Origin of the sequence: Bradyrhizobium ottawaense (genome assembly GCF_900099825.1) — a bacterium.
Classification (GTDB): Bacteria; Pseudomonadota; Alphaproteobacteria; order Rhizobiales; family Xanthobacteraceae; genus Bradyrhizobium; species Bradyrhizobium ottawaense_A.
The window spans coordinates 7,920,576-7,943,466 of the sequence record NZ_LT629693.1 but is presented as its reverse complement, the minus strand read 5'-3'; the positions used below and the strand labels follow the sequence as shown (position 1 = coordinate 7,943,466).

The 22,891-nt window shown below is 57.7% G+C and carries 13 protein-coding genes; 6 read left to right on the top strand and 7 right to left on the bottom strand.

The annotated features are described in order from the left end of the window. The first annotated feature begins 342 nt into the window (after window positions 1-342). The gene (gene ltrA / locus BLR13_RS37505) at window positions 343-1,674 is read left to right on the top strand and encodes a group II intron reverse transcriptase/maturase (protein WP_143039567.1); all 1,332 of its coding nucleotides are present in this window, start codon (window positions 343-345) and stop codon (window positions 1,672-1,674) included. A gap of 351 nt (window positions 1,675-2,025) precedes the next feature. On the opposite strand, the gene BLR13_RS37500 is transcribed toward ltrA, so the two are convergent. From BLR13_RS37500 to drmD, 5 genes are all read right to left on the bottom strand, one after another. Further along, window positions 2,026-2,364, bottom strand: coding sequence for a DUF262 domain-containing protein (locus BLR13_RS37500; RefSeq protein ID WP_074829608.1), 339 nt, complete (start codon window positions 2,362-2,364; stop codon window positions 2,026-2,028). A 74-nt stretch (window positions 2,365-2,438) separates the two neighbouring features. Further along, the gene (drmB, locus tag BLR13_RS37495) at window positions 2,439-4,343 is read right to left on the bottom strand and encodes a DUF1998 domain-containing protein (protein ID WP_074829611.1); all 1,905 of its coding nucleotides are present in this window, start codon (window positions 4,341-4,343) and stop codon (window positions 2,439-2,441) included. Between the two features lie 13 nt (window positions 4,344-4,356). Beyond that, the gene (drmA, locus tag BLR13_RS37490) at window positions 4,357-7,824 is read right to left on the bottom strand and encodes a DISARM system helicase DrmA (protein ID WP_074829614.1); all 3,468 of its coding nucleotides are present in this window, start codon (window positions 7,822-7,824) and stop codon (window positions 4,357-4,359) included. Continuing rightward, a complete protein-coding gene (locus BLR13_RS37485; protein WP_074829622.1) occupies window positions 7,824-11,816 on the bottom strand; it encodes an Eco57I restriction-modification methylase domain-containing protein in 3,993 nt (1,330 codons plus the stop codon). The genes drmA and BLR13_RS37485 overlap by 1 nt, the downstream gene beginning before the upstream one ends. Window positions 11,817-11,818: 2 nt before the next feature. Beyond that, window positions 11,819-14,980: a DISARM system SNF2-like helicase DrmD gene (gene drmD, locus BLR13_RS37480; protein ID WP_074829629.1), complete on the bottom strand. Its 3,162-nt coding sequence runs from the start codon at window positions 14,978-14,980 to the stop codon at window positions 11,819-11,821. A 296-nt stretch (window positions 14,981-15,276) separates the two neighbouring features. On the opposite strand from drmD, the gene BLR13_RS37475 reads away from it, so the two are divergent. The 4 genes from BLR13_RS37475 to BLR13_RS37460 all read left to right on the top strand — a co-directional run bounded on the left by BLR13_RS37475 (window position 15,277) and on the right by BLR13_RS37460 (window position 20,105). Further along, on the top strand, window positions 15,277-16,215 hold the full coding sequence (locus BLR13_RS37475) for a reverse transcriptase domain-containing protein (protein ID WP_074829632.1): 939 nt from the start codon (window positions 15,277-15,279) through the stop codon (window positions 16,213-16,215). Between the two features lie 439 nt (window positions 16,216-16,654). Beyond that, a complete protein-coding gene (locus tag BLR13_RS37470) occupies window positions 16,655-18,373 on the top strand; it encodes an ATP-dependent nuclease (protein WP_074832291.1) in 1,719 nt (572 codons plus the stop codon). Next, complete coding sequence (locus BLR13_RS37465; RefSeq protein ID WP_197679506.1) at window positions 18,315-19,784, top strand: UvrD-helicase domain-containing protein; 1,470 nt, start codon at window positions 18,315-18,317, stop codon at window positions 19,782-19,784. The genes BLR13_RS37470 and BLR13_RS37465 overlap by 59 nt, the downstream gene beginning before the upstream one ends. Before the next feature lie 84 nt (window positions 19,785-19,868). After that, window positions 19,869-20,105, top strand: a complete 237-nt coding sequence (locus BLR13_RS37460) for a hypothetical protein (RefSeq protein WP_074829636.1) — start codon at window positions 19,869-19,871, stop codon at window positions 20,103-20,105. Between the two features lie 17 nt (window positions 20,106-20,122). On the opposite strand, the gene BLR13_RS37455 is transcribed toward BLR13_RS37460, so the two are convergent. Then, a complete protein-coding gene (locus BLR13_RS37455) occupies window positions 20,123-20,350 on the bottom strand; it encodes a DUF5681 domain-containing protein (RefSeq protein ID WP_143039824.1) in 228 nt (75 codons plus the stop codon). A gap of 54 nt (window positions 20,351-20,404) precedes the next feature. Between BLR13_RS37455 and BLR13_RS40855 the strand changes: the two genes are divergently transcribed. Continuing rightward, window positions 20,405-21,118: a hypothetical protein gene (locus BLR13_RS40855; protein WP_143039825.1), complete on the top strand. Its 714-nt coding sequence runs from the start codon at window positions 20,405-20,407 to the stop codon at window positions 21,116-21,118. A 382-nt stretch (window positions 21,119-21,500) separates the two neighbouring features. On the opposite strand, the gene BLR13_RS37445 is transcribed toward BLR13_RS40855, so the two are convergent. After that, window positions 21,501-22,061, bottom strand: a complete 561-nt coding sequence (locus BLR13_RS37445) for a hypothetical protein (RefSeq protein WP_143039826.1) — start codon at window positions 22,059-22,061, stop codon at window positions 21,501-21,503. Window positions 22,062-22,891 lie beyond the last annotated feature (830 nt).

Sequence of the window (22,891 nt, the reverse complement as noted above, 5' to 3'; positions counted from 1 at the left end):
GCCGTAACGCGAGTAAACGCCGAGCAAACCTCGAAAAGGACGATGCGCAGGCCGACCCGACCACTCTTTCGGGGAAGGCTGATACGGTTGGGTGCAAGAGCGAATTAATACTCCCAGCCGCTGCGCCGGGGTAGTGGCGACGGCATGTACACAAGGAAAGCGTACGCAACACGGGAAGCCCCATGGCGTGGCCAGCGATGACCAACCGAACGCCCGCGAGGGACAGGTCGGGCGCCTTGGGGTGGCGGAGAGGTTCGCAGTACCGCTGAAGCCGGGTAACGCCGGTGGAGGGAAGGGACCTCAGTTCAAGACAGACGCAACAAGTAGTGAGGGATTTGGAGATTGGGTAACCTATCAACTCCGAAAACTGTTCAGAAACTGCAGAAGGCGTTGCACGCGAAAGCGAAGGCAGAAGCCGGCTATCGGTTCTATGCCCTGTACGACAAGATCAGCCGCGAGGACATTCTGGCCCATGCCTATGCCCAGTGCCGCTCCAACAAGGGCGCACCGGGTGTGGACGGTCAAGACTTTGCGGATATCGATGCGTATGGCGTAGGGCGATGGCTTGGCGAACTGGCGCTTGCGCTCCGGGAGGAAAGCTACCGACCGGATCCTATCAGAAGAGTGTTCATCCCGAAGGCCAACGGCAAGCTCAGGCCGCTGGGCATCTCGACCGTGCGGGATCGGGTCTGCATGACGGCAGCGATGCTGGTGCTGGAACCGATCTTCGAAGCCGACCTTCCACCCGAACAGTACGCGTACCGTCCTGGGCGAAATGCCCAGCAGGCGGTAATTGAGGTGGACCGGCTGCTGTTCCGAGGCCATCCGGAAGTCGTTGACGCCGACCTCGCGGACTACTTCGGGAGCATCCCCCATGCCGAACTACTAAAGTCGGTAGCGCGCCGGATTGTTGATCGGCGCGTGCTGCATCTGATCAAGATGTGGCTGGAATGCCCCGTAGAAGAAACCGATGATCGAGGAAGGAAGACACGCACGACCGAAGCCCGGGACAACCGGCGAGGCATCCCGCAAGGGTCACCCATCTCCCCACTACTGGCGAATATTTACATGCGCCGGTTTGTGCTGGGATGGAATATGCTCGGGTTGGAGCAAAGCCTCGGCTCTCGTATCGTGACCTACGCCGACGATCTCGTGATCCTGTGTCGGAGAGGCAAAGCCGAAGAAGCCTTGCAGCAACTGCGCAAGATCATGAGCAAGCTGAAGCTCACGGTCAACGAGGAGAAGACACGAATCTGCAGGGTTCCGGAAGGTGAGTTCGACTTCTTGGGCTACACGTTCGGACGGATGTTCTCAGAGAGAACCGGCCAGGCGCGCCTGGGATACCGGCCATCGAAGAAGAGCATCAAGCGCATGGTTGAGAAAATCCACGCACTGACAGACCGAACGGGGACATGGCAAGAAACCACAAAGCTGGTGGGCAAGGTGAACCGCACGCTGCGCGGATGGTCGAACTACTTCCAAGTAGGCACTGTCAGCAAGGCGTATCGGGCACTCGATAGCTACACCGCGATGCGGTTGCGCCGGTGGTTGCGCATCAAGCACAAGGTCAGGCGACGCAAGGGCGGGACCTATCCACTCCCGCATCTCTACGGGCACTTCGGGCTCGTACGGCTGAGCATGCTTGGGCACGACGTGCCGTGGGTGAAGGCGTGACGTTTTGTCCGAGAGCCGGATGCGGGAAATCCGCCTGTCCGGTTCGATGAGCGGAGTGTGAAAACGGGGCCATGGTCGAACCAGTAAGGCACCGCCAAACGAAAGGGGCGGAAACAGATATGTTCGAACCTAAAACTACCGCGTCACACTTCGACTCTACCCGCTTCCGGGAGAATAACCGACGTACTGTGCAGGTCTCGGGAGAGCGAACAGTTCAGAACTGGCCTTCCCGCATTTGGCGGATCTACCCTCCGCCAAGCGTTACTGATCGTGCTTTGTAATTCGCCGATTCGTGTGTTTCACCCACGGCGCCATCCACGTTGCTTCGGTCGGAGAGTGCACGGGCGCTGTCTAGCACCAAACTTTCCGCGGGGGTGCGGCCGCAGAATGGGCTTTACGCTCCAGTTTGTCCGTTGCCACGTCTCTCAAGACGGCCGCCAAAATCGCGAGGGTCAGGCGTTGTTGCCCGTCGACCACCTGGCCGATGTTCTGCCCGGCCGCCTCAATCAGAACGATGCTTCCTAGAAAATACGGCACTCCATCACCATACTGCATTGCCTCCCTGAGAACGTCCAGCAGTCGGAGAGCGTGTTCGGGCGTCCAGGCGTAGGGGCGTTGATAAGGTGGAATCTCGTGAAGAAAAGTGTCGCCCAATACGTCGGCGACCGAGTGTTGGTTTGCTGTAATCACCCCCTACCGCAAGAGCTGTTGAAGAATGGACGGATGGCACCGCGCCTACGCACGACCTCCCAACCGCAGAGTCTTTAGAAAAATGCCGCACCGGTGGGTCCCACGGTATCGACCAACAGCACCCGATCAAGAAGCACATTTCGCGCCTCGCAACTCGTCTCTGAGATCAGCAAGCATCCGTGGCAGGCGGCGCCGTGCAGCATCCTGTCATCGTCCGCTCTCACTGGATCATGATCTGCACAGACTGGATCGCCAGAGCACAGGCGTTCGCGTTCGAGGGCGGACTTCAGAACCTTGGCAAAGCGGTGAGTGATTTCGACTAGGCCGCCCAGGGTTCCCTGGTTTCCGGCACTCGCGGTGTAGATCAGGATGCCGCACTGGATCGGCTGGCCGGGCAGCCGCGGAAGAAGATATATGCGTTCTTTCAAGGCGCTGGCCGGATAGCCGCAGTCGATCGCCACCTCGGTCATGAGGGCATGAGCCAGGCTGTGCGCCATGATGTATTCAGGTCGCTCGCGCTCGTTGAGAATGTTTGCGCTGACCGCCATGCCCCTAGCTCGTTTGGCGTCTATCCAAGCCGTAGCCCCAGCCTGAAGCTGCTGAGCGCGCGCGAGCACAGCGGGCCGAGCTAACCATTGCGCCAGCGCCTCTGTAGAGAACTGAATGAAGAAGCCCTCGCCGAATTGCTCCACCGCAGGAAGCCACTCGGGATTTTGCCCGAGAGCGGCCCCGTTCACGGCGAGACCGACGTCTTCCAAATCCTCATTGGCTAGAGGGGCAGGCTCAAACCTCGTAAAACCGTAGAGGCAAGCCACTTCCCGCAATCGATGTACCGCAACGAGTGAATTGATTCCGCTCAGCGACGGGTCAGAGGCAGGATCCCAGATTGACCGGTCGAGCGTTTGTGCGTGCAGATGAGCACCGGACGCGTTTTCACCGATTAATGTATTGCCACTTGCGAGCAATTTGAATTCGGCGATCCTCGGATCCTCTACATCCGCTGCTTCCGCCCTATTACCCCCGTTGGCTATGGAAAGGACGCTCGCGAGTATCTCCTCGTCAGAGTAGCCATCCAAGTTCGCCCTCACTTCCGGATTGAAGCGTCGTGCGGCTTGAATATCACCGATCGCCTTACAGTCGCTCAAAACGGACCAAACCACCTCAATTCGCCGCGCCAGTTCGTCAACTGTCTGGGGGAGCGAAATCACCCGGGCGACCTGGGGGAAGTAGGTATTGGTGGCACTTCGCGTAAGTAATCTCAGTCCTTTCTCAGCGTTGCACTTTTCGACTTCCCGATCGATGATCCAGGGGCGCTCCCCCGGGCAAGAGCCAAGACGACCAGGCTGAAACAGCTCTTCCAGCGACAGGGACGCTCCACAGTCGCAGGAAATACGGGTGTCTCGCGGATCAGCGCTGGTCCCAGAGTCTTCAAGCCACATTTCTCTGCGGCAAGGGCCGGCAGTTCCGCCCGCCTCACCGCGGAAGTTCTGATGGACTACCCCACGCCATTCGATGTCTTGAAGGTGGCCGTTCTCGCAACCACAGACGAAACGGATAGGCGAGGCTTTTCTTCTCTTGCCGTCGTCGCCTTTGTACTCAAGCCGCTTCGGCGGTTCGAGGTCCTGGAACCGCGCTAGCCGGCGGCGGTTCGGCGGATCGCCGGCAATGGCATCACAAGCAAACCATCGCGGAAAGACAGTCACCTTTATCGCCGGCGACGGACGTTTCGGATCGCCAGCATCGATCGGCGGCGTCCTGAATTCCGGTGGCCGGTCGCCGATAATGCGGGCATCGTCCTTGAGGCGCTGGTGAAGCAGCCGCTGAAGACGCGGTTCCTGAATGACCTTGAATGTCCCCGTTCCGAACATCTCCCAATGATCGAGACCAAGGACGAGCACTGATCGTTCCGGAAGATCGAGCATCGAGCCCGGTCCAAAGGTGCCCACGATCTGGCTCAGCCTGACCTTATTATCTGCCATAGGTGCTCTCGTTTCAGGTCAGGGTCTGGCCGTAGGGATCGGTGATCTTCAGAGCCGCGGCGTGTTCGACATCACGCATTGATCGGCCTGCCGTAAACTTCCGGAATTCCGGATCGAGCGATGCAAGCAGAGGATCGAGCGGATCATGCAGTAGGGCTTTCTCTCTGGGGTAGCCGTAGAAAAGACGCTCCGCGTTGTTCTTCTTGTCGGCGGCGAGACCTTCCCAGGAATCGATAAGCACATTAATTGCAGCGCTAAGCGCCGCATGTCCGCCGACGACGTCGGCGGGCGGCGCCCGATCCAGGATCATCTTCACGATATCCGCCCGGGCGGTCTTGTAACCACCGACCTCTCCAGCCGAACCATCGGCTGTCAAATCCGGAATGAGATGGCGAGCGGCAGCAACGACGACTGCGGCCAGAGCACGATCCATCGCTCGCGCTGCCCACGGGGTGACGCTGGTGGCCTCTACGGCGCGGTAGAAGCAGGCATGGAAATGCCGGAACCCCTCGTAGTGCAACCTGTCGCGTGGTTTGTGGGCATTCAGGAGCACCAGTACCAGGCCAGGCTTATCCGTTTGACGGCCGACGCGACTTGTCGCTTGGATATATTCAGCGGCAGCTTTGGGCTGCCCCTGCACCACCATCAACCCGAGCCGACCAATGTCCAGGCCGACCGAAATCATGTTGGTGGCCAGCGCCACGTCGACTCCGTTTTTTGGGTCCGAGCACGGTTTACCCAACGCTTCCTTGGCCGCTGCAACCTTGTCGGTGTTTTCACGCGACGTCAGCTCCAGCACCTCACGCAAACGGCGGTCGGCGAAGGGCTGATCGTGTGGAATTTCTCTTCGCCGCTTGGAGCCGTAAGTGGCGAGACGTGTCCGCACCTCGTCCTCCACGATCCGGCGAGCCCCGCCGAGTTCGCGAAGCGCGTTGAAATAACAGAGCGCGGTAAGGTAAGCGTCGGCGTCGCCTCCGGCCTGGGCCTCCTTCTCAGCCGCAGCCAACAGCGTCGTGAGCACCCGCATAAAAATCAGCTTCGGACCCTTTCCGGGCGCTGCGAGCCCCAAATAGAGCCGTGCCGGTTTCGTCGCAGGTGACACGGTCTTGGCGAAGAAGCTATCGCGCCGATCCGGTCCAGGTGGTGGAAATACTTCGGTCCGGTGCCTGTCGAACAGCGCCTCAATCTGCGCGCTCGCCCTTCGGACAGTAGCAGTGCTTGCAACTACCTTGGGACGGATGAGCTTGCCCTCTCTCCGCCGAGTCGCCAGGCGGTCGAGCACGACTTCATAGAGCGCGGCCACGGTCCCGAGCGGGCCGCTAATGAGGTGCAACTCGTCCTGGATGATCAATGCCGGTGGCAAGAGACTTGCCCCACCATCGAGCTTCCGGCCAACGCCAACCGGGTCGGCCGCACCGTAGAAACCCCACTGATCCTCCCGGTCGACATTACCGAAGAACGCGCCAGCTTCGGCGAGCCAAGGCAATCCAGCAAACTTATCGACCGTAGCGATCACGAAAGCGGGCAAACGACGGTAAATGACTTCGTCGACGGTCAGAATGGGCAGTGAGCGTTTACCGGTAAAAGGACACGCGACGCTGGCACAGCGGATCTCCATATTCTGCGGCGCAGTATTGTTCGGATGACAGGCGAAGCTTTCGCGAGAAAACGGTTCGTTGCACCATGGGCACGCCTTGATGGGAGCCGGCGCTTCACGGCCGTCCTTACGATAACGTCGGACGCGCGCCACCGCGGTGTCATTTCGACCGTCGCCGGTCTTGCCAAGCCGATTTGGTGACGCTGCCGAACCGACCCAAAGGCCGATCTCGATTGGCCAGTCTCCCAGCATCTTCTTTTCGCCCTGCTGCCAAGCAAGCTCGTCGCGCATCAGCTCCAGGGCGCAGACGACACCCGCGGCGCGAGAAAGCTGGTCCAGCGTGAGCAGTCGCAGCGTGTAGCGCATGAGCACGGCGACACCGGCTCCAAGCGTTCCGCCGTTGGTGATGCGGCGATGGGCGATCGTCCAGGCTGCCAGACCGAGGTAAGCCTCCGTCTTGCCGCCGCCCGTCGGAAAGAACAGCAAATCGACGATCTCACGCTCGGAATGCAACGGTTCCTGCAAGCCAGACAGATTGAGGAGGATGAAAGCTAGCTGAAAAGGACGCCAAGTGGGTTTGCGTTGGGCACTTGGATCGCCGCCGGCGCCGGCGTCGCGCTGACGAGCGGCGCGAGCGACAGCCTCATTCATCGCACGGAACGCGAGACGCGCATATTGATCGGTCCGCAAAAGCTCGATGCCTGCGGCAATTCGATCTCGTGCTTGCCGGGCAGAGGCAACCAAGCGCCGAGCCGTGACTTGTCGCGACGCACCCGGAATTCCAACAATCCCGCTATCCTGGGCGGCGATCCAGGTCTCATGGTGGAGCGGCAGAAGCCGCAGGGCGTCTGCAAGGACGTCGGGGCCACTGGCCGCTAGCGCCGCCAAGGCTTCCATCCCGAATTCAACGTCTGGGATCTGTTCGTTTGGCTCAACGCGCTCGACCTCGGCAGCGGGAAGAAAATCAGTAAACGCAGTGCGAACTTGGCCTGCCTCCTCGAAGTTCCAGCCGGCCGACGTATTGCATCCGACAGCAAACTCGGCGACGTCGCGATAGTGCAGATCGGCTAGAGCCGCGTCTGGATCCCTAGAACCGTAGCCCGTCAGGTCACCGCGTGGATGCAGACCGATAGGGCAATGCACTTCCAGCCGAACTTGGAAAGCGAAAGTAACATCACTAAAACGGCGAACCGTGCTCTTACGACGGTTTACGACCATAATGGTAACGGCCCGCACATGCTTCTTGCTGCCGTCGGGTTGGTCGAGAGAATATGGACGAGCGTGAACCTCCAAAACCATGCCGCCCCCGGGGTGCTGCCGCCCGGCGGAATTAGGCACGATCACTGGGTGACCGCGACCGTTCTCGGGCACGGTCAAACGTACCGTTTCCTTGCCTGGCATCCGCTGCCATTGAACATTCCGATAAGCGGGGTCGAACTGGGCCTTCTCGTTGAGGAATACTTCGTCGGGCAAGGGCGGAAGGGTGACATAGTCACCCCAGCTCAGGGTCACCTCGATCTCGCGCACTGAAGCGTTGATCATCACCGTTAACCCACAGGAGGAAGGCGCCCTGCTCTTCCGCGCAGACGGCTCGTCATCCGGCGTATCGTCCGCGGCTCGCCCGCCGCCAACTTCTGGATCGGCACCTTCATCATCGCCAAAAAGTGGATCACCGACATCTTCGATGGTTTCCGCTTCTTCTCCTGCTCCGTCTGGCGCCGGTGCAAGGAAGCCAGCGAGATACCAGCGGGACGGATTGTCCGTCAGCCGCTCGTTGTGAAGGTCAACGTCCGATGGATCCGGTCCAATCAGATCGCGGCGGAGTACATCGACGAGCCGTCTCCGGATTGCATTGGCGTTGGCGGGGGCTGGAGCGATTGTCATCAGGCCTCGACCTCTTCATTTTCTTCGTCATCGTCTGTGACAACAGGCGTCACGCCTGCCGAGCGTTCAGCGGCGCCACGTTCTGCATTGAGGGAAAGAAGACGCGCCAGGACTTCGTCCTTGAACTCTTCCGGCCAGTCTAGGTGGGTCTTGGGCGTCTTTCCCTCATCGCTGTCCTGTTCAATGAATTCGGGCGCGGCACTATCGGCGAGGTCGTTCCAGCCATATGCGCGCAAGATCGCAGCATCTATTTGAGCGTGCAGTTCGCGGAGGCGCGCGATACCCGGCGTGTTATCTCCGCGTGCGTGAAAATGATTGTAGGTCTTGGTGAGACCTTCGTTGCGAGCAACCATCAGTTCGGCGCGGAAGGCATCGTAGGCGCTCCCGGCATCCATAATGGCGACTGAAGAATCAGAGTTAGGCAGAAAGGGAAAAGTCTCAAAACAATCTTCTATGTTATACCGTCCGTCATCTTTTAGAGTACCTGAAAAGAAATCAACCCATGTTTCATGCAATCGAGAACACAGCATCGCCAATGTCTTGTGCGGCTCACCCAAAAATATCAACGCCGTTTGGTCAAAGATTTGATCAGCTCTCACTCTTGCAAAGGTTGAAAAATGTGTGCTGGTGAGAGATCGTGCAATTACGAAATCAGCATCCGCGATAGAACGGTATAGGAACATATTAGGTCGCTTAAATTTCCACCATTTCCGTTTTGCTGACTTGTCGCCTTGAGCGTCGCGCTCTGGATGCACATATTTTTCCACTATAGCCAATAGGTCGGGCCAATCAGAGCAAACATCCTCCGGATAGTTTGCCGGCACAATACCTTGTCTCAGACAAGATGCCCTCTGGTCTATGGACATCGAAATCCAGCTATCAAGCGATTGATCTCGTTTTAATGGGAGGTCTCTAAAGTCGATTATAAGACGGCTCGATTTTTGCTGTGGGCTTGTTGTCAAGTCGCTGCCGCCTATGAATGGACGGACTCTCTTTGCATCGTGGGGCGAATGAGCAAGCAGAGCCTCCGCCTTTGCCAGTGGTTCACACTTTCCGTTTTTCGATTCCCGATCATCGAATAGAAAGCCCGCGCCCAATGGATAGGAGCCAATTAAAACCTTCCGCGAGTTCGCGGCCAACCGTATGGCGGACCCGTCGAGATCTCCTTCCACTAAATATGCGGAAATGCGACTAACCGGTCTATTGTCTAATACCGGGTTGGTCGCGCCACCCTTCGCTACGTGTACAACTGAGACCACCACGGCTGCTTCGCCCGGCCATTTCAATCGTCGCGTCGCGCGGAGGATCGAGCCGCCGCCTGACAGAATCTTCGTTAGGCCGGACGCACGAGTGTCGCCTTGGCCAATGGTGTTAGTGGCGATTAAGCCAAAGACGCCATTGTTCCTGAGCAATTTGAAGGCACGGCGGAAAAAATGGGCGACGAGATCAGCATTGCCGTGCGCATCTTCATGTAAAGCTTGCAGCCAAGGCAAATAGTTCATTCTATTACTGCGAATGATCGTATTCTTGCCGGCGAACGGCGGATTGCCGACGATAGCATCGAACCCGCTGTTCGCCCGGGCGAAGACTTCCGGGAATTCAATCTGCCAATGAAATGGTGGGACTGGATTTATGCCATCTCGGAGACTTGCCACGGCAGCTTCGAGCTTTTCCACTTGGGCTTCGAGCGAGCCGGTCAAAAAGCTTTCGATCTCAGTACGTTTCCTCTCGCGCGCTTTCGACTTATCTGCGGCAAAGAAGGCCGAAATCACAGCATCACCCATAGTGCGAATCGGCGCTAACCGTACTTCAGCGCCACGATGCCTCGCTTCTTGGATGGCTCGCGTGGTGTCGTCGGGCGCGGCCTGAATCTCTGCCCTAGCCTTCATCGCTTCGGCTACGCGATCTTTCACGAGTTGTCGGAACAACGGCAGCCCTGGCTTGGACTCGTCCCAATTTGCCGCCCCAATCTGAGACGTTGTCAGGCCGACGAGAGAGTCGCCGCATTTTAGCGCATGATCGAGGAAGGTGAATTCATGATCGCGGGCCAGCGTCGCAAGCCAGAGCGAAAGCTTGGCGAGGTCAACTGCACGCGGGTTCTTATCCACGCCGTAGAGACAACGTTGCGCGACAAGACGGCGAGCATGAAGTTGTTCATCTTCGTCCTCCGGAATAATCGGCCGCCTCTCCGGCCAACGGTCCCATGCCTTGACCAGCCGCTCGCCAAGCGCACGGCATGCCTCCACTAGAAATGCGCCCGATCCCATTGCGGGGTCGCACACCGTCAATTCGAGGACTTCTTCCGGACGAGCATCAGGTCCCAATCGGTCGAAGGCGGGCTTCAGCGCATACTCGACAATTGGCGCCGTTAGAGAGCGAGGAGTGTAATGGCTTCCGGTGCGCCGGCGCTCGTCCGTCGGCTGCAAAAGCGGGGAGCCAGGCGGAGAGAGCGCCCCACCCGGCGAGGCGCGCTCGTCGACGATAGGCCGCAGTGCCTCGACCACCGCCGTCGCATTAGTAGCCGCTGACAGGGCCTTGCTGGCCTTGTCGCTCAGCGCATTGCGGCCAGCCTCCTCCTTGAGAAATTTTTCTCTATCCGATGCCTTCTTTGCCGTTAGATCGGCAATATCGACGAAAACTGGTGTACGGTCGTTCTTGCCAGCGCGGATGGCGAGGGCCGGCCCTGTCCGGGTCTCGATCGTAAAGCCCATCACGGTTTCATAGACGCTGCCGATCTGTTCCACGTCGAGCGTGCGATATGAAAGCTTTTCGCCGCCAAGGTTCAGGAGAAGATCAAGGATCCGCAGAATGCACCCGTCTGAGACTGCGGCGGGAGACGGTGGATGAGATGCTTGCTCCTGGCCTTGCAGGAAGGGGAATTCAGCGGTGTCGAAGAGTTTCCCGCCCCTGCCTCGAATCCAAATGCCGGTGCTATCGCCCTCGTGGACCAGCCGGAACAAGGCCAACAAGCGAGACCAGGCGCCCCGCCGTTCATCCATCGTATCAGGGTAATGGGCCTTGTCGTCCAAGAGACGGGCATAAAGCGTTCGGACTCCGTAGCCTTGATCGTAAAAAGCCCGGGCGGCGGCGTCGGTGCGCGACGGAATCAGGTCACGGTCCTCTGCGTAAAGCAGGAACACCAAGCGAAGCAGCACAGTCAGCAAACCATCGTAAAGATGTTCTTGCCGGGTCGCGGCCAGCGTCTCAACCCTCCTGGCATCAGTGGCATGCAGGCCGCGGAGCAATTCGTGGAGCGCGCCCAACACCTGCGAGGCCAGTTTGGTTGAGACTTCGGCCTGTGCATCGCGGCTGGCTTTCAGCAGCGCGGGCAAACGGCGGTTCGGCGCATCATTGTATAAACGGAAGGACGAGAGCAGCAGCTTCAGACCGCCCAGCATAGGGCGCCCGCCAACCTCTCCAAGCGAGCGCAGTGGAAAGCACATCCAGCCGCTGGTTTCGCCGCGGGGCGCGTAGATGAACCGCAGCTCGTCGTCGGTGATGAGCAGGCCGATCGGCACCTCCGTTTCCCGAAGCAGGCGCTCCAGACGCTGATGTGGTGACGCCTCCCAGCCTTCGATGGCGCCACGTGCATCCGGATTTACGCCAACCGCTTCGATCCGGGCGAGGATCTGCCATCCACCGTCGGGTTTTACCGCTGCCCAGTGTGGGGCGATTTCGGTGTCGCTCTCGTCGATCCTGAGCGAAAGCCCCTCTGGCACGGGCGGCCCACCGGGTGCGCCAGCAACCAGGGCGGTTCGCCAACCCAGAATCTTCTCAAAGAACGCCCAAGGGTCCCTGAGAGCACGAAGATCATCGTTCTTCGCGGTTGCGCCTTCCTCCTTCGAGGATAACAGCTTGCGCACCTCTTCCGTGTCGGCGCGCGTTTGTGTTTCAGGATTGAGACCGTGGCGAGCCAGCACCACGGGCGCAACGACCAAGCCGATCGGCTGGACGTGGCCGAGCCATTCCTCATTCAAGTCTACTACGGCCATGCTCAATTACCTTCTGGCCACAGGTAGACCAGGCCGATGGTCTCTAACCGATCAGCCACGACGGAATAACTGCGGCGCACTCGATCCGGCTCCTGAGCGATGTCCGCCGTCAGCTTTTCAAGCTTGGTCTTCCAGTGGCGCCGGTCCCGCCGCCGCTGTTCGGCTTCGGCGTCAACAAAAAGGGAGAGCTGTGCATCATCGGGCTCGGCGTCGGCCTTGGAGACCCGAGCGCGCTGGTCTTCGAGCAGACGCTGGAGCGACTTGGCCTCTATCTCGCCGAGAGCGGTCAGATCCTTGATGGCTTCGGTCTTGTGCGCTTCTGCGCGGCTGCGTAATTCCGCCTCCAGGTCGGCGGCATCCTGGGCAGCCCATCGCCGGATCCGTTCGACGATCGGTCGCGAAGGCTCGCGAGGGTTCGCGAACGCCTTGTCGAGTTGATCGATGGTGGCCTCTTCACGCACCGTTCCGAATGGCCGCAACGGTTTTGTGCCACGCCCCGCCTCCGTCCAGGCCGCTGTCACCAGGATGATCTCCTCGTGCAGCCGCGCTGCGCCCGGCCCATAGAGCGCCAGCCGACCGAGCAAAACGACGCGCGGCTGGGCGCCCGGCCCGATCACAACGCTGGCGCGGGCGAGGCCCGATGCGAAGCCCTGACTAAGGAACCGCGACAAAAGCCGCCGCACCAGCCGATGCTCAAGATGAACCTGAAGCACGCCCTCGGCATCCGCGCCCTCTTTGGTGGTCGCCGGCCGAAACGAAATCGCACGCAGAGGTGCCGTGGCGCGCCAGTCCTTCAGCCGTTCGTTTCGCTTGCGGCGGCGAACCCTCAGATCGTCGAGGGCGTCAGGCCAGCCGCCGCCGGCAAACGCGGGGTCCGACGGATTGAGCTGGTAGAGCGCAGTGCCATTGAAGTCACTGACCCGAACCGCGTCGAGAGAGGTACCAGCGCGCGACATGGCTTTCGCGACGACCGCGTGGAGCAGATTAGGGTCCACGCCCACCTTTACCCGCGACTTCTCAAGGATATCGTGGAGATCATCAAGCTCCCGGGCCTGCCGTTCTCGACGGGCCGATGTTTCGTCGTCCATCTCGACTAAAGCGGTCGTCTGGAGACTTTCTTCCGCCTCCTCGTCGATCTCACGTGCAAGAGTTTGCGCCCGCCAGATGCCCTCGCGCTCCAGGCGCTCCGACAGCCTGAAGCCGATTACCTGCCCGGCAGAACCCAGTTGGTCGCGGATACGCTCGGTCTTTCTGACAAGCGCCTGAAGCACGACATCCTCCGGGCGTTGCTCGTACACGAAATAGCGGCACCATACTTCTTTGGAGGGTTGCAGCTTGCGATCGATCCGGCCGTTGCGCTGTTCCAGTCGCGCCGGGTTCCAGGGTAGATCGACGTGAATGAGATCGTAGCAGCGCATCTGGAGATTGATGCCCTCCCTTGCCGCGTCGGTGCAGATCAGGATCCGAAGCGGATCCTTGGCGGGATCTGAATTGAACCGGCGCTTCAACTCCTCGCGGCGATCGCTTGGTGTAGAGCCAGTGAACGATGCGATCCGGTCATCGGGGTGCAGTTCATCGAGACCTTCGGCCAACCGCTTTTCTAGCCAGCGGCGTGTGTCCTCGTATTCCGTGAAGAGAACCAGCCGGCGCTCATTCCATTGGCCCGCCGGTGCCATGTTCGCGCGAATCCACTCCACAAGCTTGTCGATACGGGCGTCGGGCCCGTGCGCGTGTTTACGGGCGATTTCCAACATCTGATCAATGATGGCCAGGTCTGAAACGCCGGCCGCAAGGGCACCCGCAGCTTCCGCAGCCTGGTCTTCTTCCTCCTGGATCAGCTTTTCCCCGGTTTCGACGTCTTCGGGGTCGTCTTCGGTCTCGGCGCCACCCCGGACGAATGCTTCCGCAGCAGCTATTGAGGCCAATTTATCCAACTTCAGCAGCCCCTTGCGATGGACCTCTAAGGTTTTGGCGAAAGCCGCAATCGATGAAAGCAACCGTTGCTGAAGGCCGACAAATGTGAGGCGAATATAGCCCGCCTCTTTCGGCGGCAGATTGGCCGTCCGCGCACGGACAGCCTCCCCATAAGCCGTGAGCATTTGTGAGAGGACGAGCTCCGGCGTATTGCTCGGCAGCCCTGAAATGCGGATGGGCTCCACCCTCCGCTCAGGAAACGTTTCGCCGAAATATCGCAGATCGGATTTCAGGCGCCGCACCATAACGGGGTCGAGATCGCGGGGCTTCACCGGGACACCGCGTGTGAACCGCTGGGGATCGAGGATTTCCAGCAGCGCCGAAAACGAATTAGAGTGACCGTTGTGTGGGGTGGCCGACAGGAAGAGACGGTGCTCGAAGCGCTCGGCCAGCCCGCGCACGGCGCGCGTGAATTGGCTGTCTATCGCGTAGCGCGAGCCGCTCGCTGGTGCTGCGTGATGTGCTTCATCCAGGATTAGAAGCGCGCGAGGCCGGAAATTTCCGAGAAGATCACAAAGACCGCCGACGTAGGTCTCATCAGCCAGCAGCGAATGCGAAATGATAAAGCGCGAACCCGATGCCCATGGGCTCGCGCTATAACCCCTTTCCCGACGAAGCGAAGCCAAATACTCACGATCGACGATGGTGAAGGATAGGCCGAACTTCGCGTCCAATTCCTCCTGCCACTGGCGGACCATGCCTGCCGGCGCTGCCACCAGGACAAAGTCAATCCGCCGGCGAAGGAGCATCTCGCGCAACACCAACCCCGCCTCGACCGTCTTTCCTGCGCCGACATCGTCGGCGATCAGGAGGTTGACGCGAGGCAGACGAAGGGCCTTCCGCAGGGGAAGCAGCTGATAGGTGTCTTGATGGATACCTGCGCGAAATGGAGCCTGAAACAGGTCACGATCGGCAGCCGTGGCGGTGTTCCAACGGAGCGTGCGGAAATAGGCCGAAAAGACGCTGGGGTCGTCGGTTCCCAGGTTGGCAACGCTGGCCCAGCCTTCATCCCCAAGAACTGAGCCGTCAATCTCGGCGTCCCACAAGACTTCGGCTATTTCGCCTTGGGCGTCGTCGTCTACACATGCCAAACGAAGGGTTTTCAGTCCATCAATTGGGCGCTCATCCTCGACAAGCCAACGACGGGAACGCACGCGGACGAAATCACCGCGTTGCGGTACGGACCCCATTTTCTCTTCCTAAGCGTGTCTAATTTGACGTTTCAATCATAAAGATAGTCGGGCCATCCGCTCCCAAGGTCAACCGGGCATCGCGCGATTATCGTCAACAACTATCCCAAATTGGTAGGTGTTAAAAAAGGGGCGAGCAACGTTCCACCGATTTCTTTGGATACGCCAACCAATTCGCAGGTCATGGCCATCGTCCCCTTCCGCGCTTGTTCAGCGAGTTATCCCGTTAAATGTGGGACGAGGAAAATACGGCCCGCGTTGACAAATCTTCCTTCTCAAGCGAAAGAGACGGTCCCTTGCGCAAGGGCGCGCTTAGGCGCATTCCTCGTGGCTTCACGGCCATACCTGCCAAATGGCGTTGGGGCAGGTTTCACCTCGCCCCAATTGTCATCTTTCTTGAAAACATGCGAAACGTCGCTCGGTCATTTCTCAAAGACGGAACCCGATACTTTGTCCTCACGAAGTCCTATGCCGGATGGCGTACTTTTTCAGAGGGTGGCCGCGCTGCCTATGACGGCGAAGAGGAATGGCGACTACTTAAGGAGCGCGTCTTCAGTCATTGGCAGCCGAACGCGGCATTCACCGCCTTCGCCAAGCGGGCTCACGTAGCGGCTCTTCGACCACATCTTGTCAACAAATGCTTCGCAGTTATCGACCTGAAGGGATTCTTCGATCACGTCACCCGCACAAAGGTTTGCCGCGCACTTGAAGCTATCGGCTTGGCACGTTCATCGGCGTTCAAGATTGCAGGCGAAAGCACAATACGCCAAGGCGATAAGTGCACATTGCCGCGTGGATTTAGACAATCTTCTCTGCTCGCGACCCTAGTATTGGAGAAATCGCTATTCGGATCAGCCTTGACTGGCAACCGCTTCGAATCAAAAGTTACCGTCTACAGCGACGATATCATTTTTTCTTCAAATGATTTTGAAACGCTCGCAGACGAACATTCGCAAGCGATAGCGCTTTTGCGTAGGTCGCACTTTGCGATCAATCCTACGAAGACTCAGACAGCCAGAGCTGAAGTAGACATTTTCAACCTTCGAATGTCTCACCGAACGCTACGTTTTACCGACGAGCGAATGTGGAAATTTCTCGAACAGGCGGCGAGCTTCGTAAAGGGTGAAGACGCGGAGCACAAATTACATCTCTACGAGAAGCTGTTCGGCGATTACATTCGGTCTATAAATCCAGAGCAGGAAAAGCGTCTACGAACTAGCCTTGGTCTCCCTTAAGGGTCTCTCAAGACGAGGTAGCTCAGAGACGCGAGTTCGCATCGTCCGAACAATCGCCCGGCTTCCGCCTTGCTTAGGGCCGCTGTAAGAAACACGGCCTCCATCACCCCACTAATATTTCCATTCAGCTTCCTCAGCCAATCTAAACGCGCTGGACGCCAACGGCGGACGTACTTTCCGCCAAGCGCTATTGATCTCGCTTTGAAATTCGGCGATTCGTGTGTTTCATCCACGACGTCGTCCACGTTGCATCGCGCGGTCGGTGAGTGCGCTCCTCAACCGATAATGGCGACCCAAACAAAAAGCGCCCGTATTCTCAGCCAAGAATTGACTCTACAACCATAGTGTAATGTCCTGCTAAACAACCTTTGGGGGCTCTCCCTTGGTACGGCTTCTAGGCCGTATGGGGCGTCACTTCCTTCCCGTCAGGACCACCTCAATGCCGATCATCAGGAAAATCGAGATCGCGAACTTTCGATGCCTGAAGAAGTTTAGCTGGGAACCTTCACCGGGGGTGAATTGCATCATCGGTCCTGGCGATACCGGAAAGTCCAGCATCCTCGACGCGATTGACTACTGCCTCGGCGCTCGACGCAATCTGCAAATCAACGATACTGATTTCCATCTCATGGACGTCGCAAACCCCATCAACATTGCTGTAACGCTTGGCGCGCTTGACGACGCGCTAAAGAACGTCGAGACCTACGGCTCCTATCTCAGTGGGTTTGATGAACTAACCGGCGACGTTACTGAGGAACCGGAAGTTGGGCTCGAAACGGTCCTGAAGCTTGCTCTGACGATAGGAAGTGACCTTGAACCACAATGGGGTTTAGTTTCAGAGCGTTCCAGCGCAAAAGGTCAGTTTAGAAATCTCAACTGGACAGACCGGCAACGTATTGCACCCACGAGACTAGGCACATTCTCAGAAAATCACCTTAGCTGGCGACGTGGCTCCATTCTCAATCGTATCTCAGAAGAGCGAGCCGACACTTCGACCGCGCTCATAGCGGCGGCGCGAGAAATGCGGAATACGTTTGGTGAGCGAGCAAAAGAGGAGCTATCGGACGCGTTGCAAGTTGTTGCCGAGACTGCTAACGAACTCGGCATCCCCATAGGCAATGAAGTCAAAGCTCTCCTCGACGCTCACTCCGTTTCGATCAGCGGAGGGACGATTTCGCTCCATGACCAAAACGGAGTCCCGCTTAAAGGCTTGGGCCTCGGCTCTTCGCGCCTATTGATCGCTGGCCTTCAACGACGCGCCTCCAAGAACGCCTCGGTCGCAATCGTCGATGAGCTCGAATACGGTCTTGAACCCCACCGCATCATTCGCCTTATCGATGCCCTTGGCGCCAAGGAACGCACGCCTCCACTACAGGCCTTCATCACGACACATTCCCCTGTCGCCGTGCGAGAGCTATCTGGTAGCCAACTCTACGTACTCCGCAAGGTTGGCGAGGAACATCGAGCAACTGTGGTCGGGACCGCCGACGACATTCAAGGGACAATAAGGCTGTCGCCGGACGCCCTGCTCGCGCCAACCATCATAGTCTGTGAAGGGGCAACCGAAATTGGCCTTCTGCGTGGACTGGATCAACACAGAATCGCGCAGAGCAAAACGGCGATCACGGCACTCGGCGTCAGCCTTGTTGATGGAGGCGGCACGAACACCTTCAAACGCGCCAACGCCTTTCTCTCGCTGGGTTACAGAACTGCCGTCCTCCGCGACAGCGACAGGCAGATATCGGCGCGGGCCGAAAAGAGGTTTACCGATGGTGGCGGACAAATCTTCGCATGGGCACCAGGAAGCGCGCTCGAAGACGAACTGTTCAAATGCCTATCAAACTCCGGTACCCGTGGCCTCTTGGAAACAGCTGTCGAGCTTAAGGAAGAAGCACTTATCAACGATCATATAAAATCTGCCTCGGCTAACGCAAAAAACTTGAATGGCATGCGAGAGGAATTGGGCACCGGCATCTCCTACGAGAGCTGCGTGATCCTTGCCACGGCAGCTAAAAGCGGAGCCGGTTGGTTCAAAAACATAGGCGCGATGGAGACTGTCGCGCGCGATGTTATTGGTCCCGATCTCACCGAAGCTGACGATGAATTTTCCGACAAGATCACCGCTATTTTTGAATGGGCGGCGGATGGCAACGCCTGACCCAAATCTCCTCGATGTAGAACGAGGGTTGGTTATCGCCCCTGCCGGTTGCGGTAAGACCCAGCTCATCGCACGAGCCCTGCAAGAACACACATCCCCACGGCCAATCCTTGTCCTGACGCATACAAACTCTGGCGTAGCTGCCTTGCGCGATCGCCTCGATAAGGCAAACGTCGTTGGCTCCGCCTATCGCATCTCCACGATCGACGGATGGGCCATACGTCTGATTTCGACCTTTCCTGCCCGAGCCGGGCACGACCCCAACATCATTGAAGGAGGTCGTCCCAATTACCGCGCCATCCGAGACGCTGCTTCCGCCCTCTTGCAAGCGGGGCATATTAACGACGTCATTGCCGCGAGCTATTCGCGGTTGCTCGTTGATGAATATCAAGATTGCTCAACAAGGCAGCACGCTATCATTTGCCACGCCTCCGCGATCTTGCCGACGTGTGTTGTCGGCGATCCGGTCCAGGCTATTTTTGGATTCGGTGATGACCCTCTTGCCAGTTGGGACGATGATGTTTGCAGTCACTTCTCGGTCGCTGGTGAGCTCGCACATCCCTGGCGATGGGCCAATGCGGGTGCAGATGAGCTCGGGTACTGGCTGCTAGAGGCAAGAAAGCGGCTCCTCGCTAAAGAGCCCATAGATCTGACCACCGCTCCCGCCGCTGTGGTCTGGACCAAGCTCGATGGCAGTCAGAACGACTACGCAAAGCTCTTGAAGGCCGGACGCGTGAAGGCGCCGTCCGGCACCGGCTCCGTATTGATTATCGGCGAAAGCACTAGCCCAGCTAGCCAACAAAAATATGCTAGTGAGACTCCGGGCGCGGTAACCGTGGAGGCCGTGGATTTGCGCGATTTGGTGACATTCGCAGGTCAATTGGATTTGGCGGCACCTCGCGCCTTACGGACAATTGCCGAATTTGCCGAAAAGATCATGACGAACGTCGGAGCCGCTGACCTTGTGAAGCGCGTTGAAGTCGTCACGCGCGGGTCCGGTCGAAAAGAACCAAGTGCGGTCGAACGCTCGGCTGTCGCTTTTCAGAACGACCGCAGTCATCGAAATGTCCTGGACCTTCTGGTGGAGATTAACAAGGAAGCCGGAGTGCGGGTATATAGACCCGCGGTGCTGCGCTCCTGTTTCCGCGCGTTGGAACTGTGCTGTGGGCCGGACGTAATCGAGTTTTATGATGCCGCCGTTCGAATTCGCGAACAAGGTCGCTTCGTCGGTCGCTCGTTACCACGTCGCGCCGTCGGCAGCACGTTGTTGCTCAAAGGCCTTGAAGCGGAGGTCGCAGTAATTCTCGATGCCGACAGCTTAAATGCCCGAAACCTGTACGTCGCCATGACGCGCGGGTCCAAACAACTCGTCGTTTGTGGACGCAATTCGTCGCTCAGCCCAAAATGGTGAATTGTGTACGGCTGGCCCTGGGCGAAGGATTAGCCTTTTACGTCGGGGACGAAGCCTTCATTTCCTCTTTTCCGGAGAACTACCATGGCGAGCGATATCGACGTAATCATAAAAAAACTCGAAGTCCAAAACGAGAAGCTCTTAGGCGAAGCCAGGAAGCGCTACGACCGTTTCAAGAAACTTGCGGACAATCCGAGGTCTCCCGTCGAAAAGAGGGGTGCGGAGCGCAATATGCAGATCGTCTTGGGCACGCTGGCGGACAGTCAGAGTAAACACAAAGCAATATTGGCAAAGCTGAACAAACTTAAGACCAAACGGTAAGTCCGCCTACTTTTTCGTCAGACCTTTAAAAGAACTCTGCTGGAGTAGCCCGTCCGAGGTAATATCCCGAAATTCAACGTCAGCACGAAGGACGGCTCCCCGTCCAGCAGGAAGTCAGGCTCATTCTTCAGGTTTGTTGCCAGCAGGCGCTTGAGAATTGACTTGATAGTCTCGCCCTTAGGCCGCCCATTCGGGTTGCCGGACTTGCCTTTTTGGAACTGCGTGTCTTTATTCAGGAAGCTCACCTGTTTTGCACCTGTTGGGTGCATTATGCTCACATCTTTTCGGATTTGTGAATCATGACCGTAGGCTTCCCGCCAGGCAAACCATTCAAGCCTGCTCTTAAGTCACGCACTATAGTCGTACCGGGACGCACGACGGCCCAAAAGCAGAAAAACGCGGTAGACGAACGAAGGCTTCATTCAGAGCTCGGTAAACTGGTTCGCCGTTGGGCGTGGCTGCATGAGCAATTGGCTGGCACCTTTCAATTAGCGTCAGGTGCTGAAACGTCCGTCGCCAATGCGATATGGCACTCATCTAAAAGTGACGCCGCGCAACGGAACATGCTCACCGCAGCGCTTAGAGCGTCCATCGAAGAATTAAAGAAGCAACAGGCCGACACTCACAACCAGTTTCAACAAGCCGTTTTCGCCGAATATGTTTGGATTTCTGACCAGATCGGCAAACAATCGCACACGCGGAATGATCTTATCCACTCACCCATATTATTATATTTTTCCTCCGCTGACGGTCAGTTTGAGGCGGTCGTAACGGACGTTTATTCAAATCCTCGCGCCAAGAAAATGGCAGGCAAGGAACTATTCCAGCTCACGAGGTGGCTTCTCTCGTTCTGCGATGACATGGGAAGGCATCTAGCAGCCGTTGACAGCGTCAGACGTAATGGCGGAACAATCCCAGCTCAACCAAAATTCAAGCTGCTCTCGGATCTACCGACAAGAAAACAGCCACCGCCCAAGTCGAGTCGGTGGCGGAAGAAGAAGACCAAGGATTGACCACGTCACTAACATGACTGAGGACATCACCGCCCTGCTCACCGCCGAGTTGAAGAATGCAAGCTTTATGACGGTGGACTTGGAAATCTCCGACGAGCAGCGTGATAAGCTTCTGGAGTTGTAAACCGTGCAACGACTACCGCCCGGGACAAATACATCGGAAATTTGAAGAAGGACGAGCGAACCAAGAACGCCATCCAGATTGTCGAGACCTGCATGTGTCGAGTGTTCAAGACCTCACGAACGCGGTCAGGGCTCCATGCTGCGTATTATGCAACACGTGATCGGAAAGTTGCGGCGGTTGTTTGAGGACTAAAGGGCTAGTGGCAACGGCTTGGACAAGCGCCATGCTGGCCGCCCAGCATGACAACACCGGGGCTGATTAATCCCACCACAGAGACCCCTCGATACCTCTAATCCGGTTGATATTCCGCCACGTTTGGTTTGCCAGCGCCGTAGCGTCCTGCACCTGTTTAACGGAGAAGACGTTGGAGCCGTGCTTATCCATCGAGTAGTCTTCGAGGTACTCGATGTTATTTTTTATCACCCCGACCCGGTAAGACTGTTTTGGCCGACCCTTAAACTGATCCTCGTAGGTTTCGCCGTGCACGATTGAGTTTCTTTGGGGCAACAGGGCATCGAGGTCTTCGTAGATTTGGTTTCGCAGAATGAGGTTTTCGGGCGAGAACTGGCTTTCGTCCGCCGTGTATTTTTTGAAGAACTTGATTTTGTCCCCGAACGGCTTTTCCGACATCTGGTCGAAAATCCACTCGTAGTCCTCGTCCCTCATCATCATCAGGAGGAGGATCATGGTCAGCTCGACACGGCCTTGTGCGGTCAGAAACTCGCCCATGGCTTTGTTCATGCGGCCAACACCGAGCTTACCGCGTTGTTTGGCGCGGTAGCGTCTACCTCCCCTTTTGGTCTGAGCGCTGTTGGTCATCGAAGCCCCCAAAGTAGTGTCAGGAGGCTTTTACCACTTCAGGAGCGAAGGTTGGCAACTGCGTTCGCTATCGTCTCCGCCTAACGACCATACAATGCGGGCATTCGAGAGATGATCATCACGAGGAATGAGTGGATTAAGCCCGCTTCCGGCAAAGCGCGATAACCACCACAATCAGAACCGCAGCCCCGATCGCCCAGACGCCATCGGCGCTGATGCTTGCTCCCCAGAGATTGACCAGTAATTTGTCTGACACAGGCATGGTTCTCCATTGAAAAAGAAACATGCCTTTCGGGGGGAGTTAGATGTGTGGGGTTGGCCTGAACCGTTGGCAAGGGCGCGAGGGAATATCAATATGACTTATCCCGTGGTGATTTGAGCCGTATTCGGAATTTTAAAATAAAATCATAGACTTGTTGGACAGTTCGAGTGGCAGAACCCCTTGCGCCAAAATGCGGAGATTGTGGCTTTCCTGCGGCTTTGTGAATTTATTCCAGACCTTCCGAGGGGTGATTCGTGCCTGATGAGCCATAGCTGTTTAAAATGATTTCTCGTCTATCAGCCTACGTGTGGCCGCGATGTGGCCATCCTGGGTACCGTACAGAGCTTCCCAGCGCTTCTGACCAGCATGGAGAGCAACACCGTAGCCTTCGAACTGGTGGTGTGACGGACAGAGCGGCATCGTATCGAAGTCGCTAGACTTGATGGCCATCCCTGCCCCATGATGGACGTGCACATGGACGCAACGATAGGTGCAGAGCGCGCAGCCCTAGCCGTGGCAAAGGACGGTGAGTGATGTCTAGCCACCCACCGGAACAACGTGGCCAAAT